We start from the raw sequence: 1,234 nt of genomic DNA, 5'->3' as shown, positions 1-1,234 counted from the left end.
CTGGAGATCCCGGACAACCTGGAAGTGGGGCGGCATGACCCGTCCCGGCTGCCGGGCATCGTGGCCGGGATGGACATCAGCGGGGTCGACGCCATCGTGCTGTCGGCCTGCGTGCAGATGCCGTCGCTGCAGGCGGTCGCGCAGGTCGAGGCGATGACGGGCAAGCCGGTGGTGACGGCGGCGATTGCCACCACCTACGCGATGCTCAAGGCGCTGGACCTCGACACCTATGTGCCCGGCGCCGGCGCGCTGCTGTCCGGTGCATACTGATCCCTTCATGACTTCCACTCCGCAGACAGGATCGACGATGAGCACTTTTCTCTACGGCGCCAACGTGCGCGCCAATGACATCCGCCAGCATTACCTGCGCTACGGCGGCAGCGACGGCCAGCGCGGCGAACGCGACGCGCTCATCATCATCCCGGGCATTACCAGCCCGGCCGTGACCTGGGGCTTCGTCGGCGAGCGCTTCGGCCGGCAATTCGACACCTATATCCTCGACGTCCGCGGCCGCGGCCTGTCGGAAGCATCGGACACGCTGGACTACAGCGTCGCCGCGCAGGCAGCGGACGTGACCGCATTCGCCGAGGCGCTGGGACTGAAGCGCTATGCGCTGGTCGGGCATTCAATGGGCGGCCGCATCGCCGCCCGCGCCGCGCGCAGCCATCCGGCGGGCCTGAGCCGCCTCGTCATGGTGGACCCGCCGGTTTCCGGCCCGGGACGGCGCGCCTACCCGGCCAAGCTGCCGTGGTACGTCGACTCGATGCGCGAGGCCCGCGCCGGCATCGGCATCGACGGCATGCGCGCCTACTGCCCGACCTGGACCGAGGACCAGCTGCGCCTGCGCGCCGAATGGCTGCATACCTGCGACGAACGCGCGATCCTGGCGAGCTTCGAGGAATTCCACACCGGCGACTTCCATGCCGACGTGCCGGACATCGCCGTGCCAGCCATGCTGATGACCGCCGGCCGCGGCGACGTGGTGCTGCCGGCCGACATCGACGAACTGCGCGGCCTGCTGCCCGGCCTGCAGACCAGCTTCGTCGCCAATGCCGGCCACATGATCCCGTGGGACGACGAGGAAGGTTTCTACGCCGCCTTCGGCGACTTCCTGGGCGCGCCGCTCTAAACCCGCATCGAAAGGAAACCACCATGATCAGCGACCATGACATGATCCGCGCCTGGACCCAGGTGCTCACGCTGTCCAAGCTCGAAGCCGGCCAGACCGTGACCG

Annotated in this window: 2 protein-coding genes; both read left to right on the top strand. The window is 68.7% G+C overall.

Features of this window, described 5'->3' with window-relative positions:
- Nucleotides 1-270, top strand: a 270-nt coding sequence (locus tag QOL82_RS29140; RefSeq protein ID WP_488158817.1) for an aspartate racemase/maleate isomerase family protein, incomplete at its 5' end; no start/stop codon positions are given.
- Nucleotides 271-307: 37 nt separating this feature from the next.
- A complete protein-coding gene (locus QOL82_RS29135; RefSeq protein ID WP_283445824.1) occupies nucleotides 308-1,129 on the top strand; it encodes an alpha/beta fold hydrolase in 822 nt (273 codons plus the stop codon).
- The last annotated feature ends 105 nt before the right edge of the window (nucleotides 1,130-1,234 follow it).

The sequence above is a fragment of the Noviherbaspirillum suwonense genome (genome assembly GCF_900182955.1).
Classification (GTDB): Bacteria; Pseudomonadota; Gammaproteobacteria; order Burkholderiales; family Burkholderiaceae_D; genus Noviherbaspirillum_A; species Noviherbaspirillum_A suwonense.
The sequence above is the reverse complement of the archived record's forward strand: the minus strand, read 5'-3'. Positions and strand labels throughout refer to the sequence as shown.

Coding starts and splice junctions, on each gene's coding strand:
- QOL82_RS29135 (WP_283445824.1), top strand. CDS start 308: ATGAGCACTTTTCTCTACGGCGCCAACGTGCGCGCCAATGACATCCGC.